The organism is Xanthobacter autotrophicus, assembly GCF_030015065.1.
Lineage (GTDB): Bacteria > Pseudomonadota > Alphaproteobacteria > Rhizobiales > Xanthobacteraceae > Xanthobacter > Xanthobacter autotrophicus_D.
Map to the genome: position 1 here is coordinate 1 of NZ_JAIVFN010000347.1, position 483 is coordinate 483.

At 56.5% G+C, this 483-nt stretch carries 1 protein-coding gene; it reads left to right on the forward strand.

Translation table 11 applies throughout. The annotated features are described in order from the left end of the window. Positions 1 to 483: aminoacyl--tRNA ligase-related protein (locus K9U40_RS23465; RefSeq protein WP_349239460.1), on the forward strand; the 483-nt coding region annotated here is incomplete at both ends.

Below are 483 nucleotides of genomic sequence, written 5' to 3' on the forward strand. Positions count from 1 at the left end.
CGTGACTTCATCGTGCAGCCGACCAGCGAGGAAGTCGTCACCGACATCGCGCGCCAGGAACTGCGCAGCTACAAGCAGCTGCCCAAGAACCTCTACCAGATCCAGACCAAGTTCCGCGACGAAGTGCGTCCGCGTTTTGGCGTCATGCGTTCCCGCGAATTCCTGATGAAAGATGCTTACTCTTTCCATACTTCTCAGGAATCCCTGCAGGAAACCTACGATGCAATGTATGCGGCCTACAGCAAAATCTTCAGCCGCATGGGGCTGGATTTCCGCGCCGTACAGGCCGATACCGGTTCTATCGGCGGTAGCGCCTCTCACGAATTTCAGGTGCTGGCGCAGAGCGGTGAAGACGATGTGGTCTTCTCCGATACTTCTGACTACGCAGCGAACATTGAACTGGCAGAAGCTATCGCGCCGAAAGAACCGCGCGCTGCTGCTACCCAGGAAATGACGCTGGTTGATACGCCGAACGCGAAAACC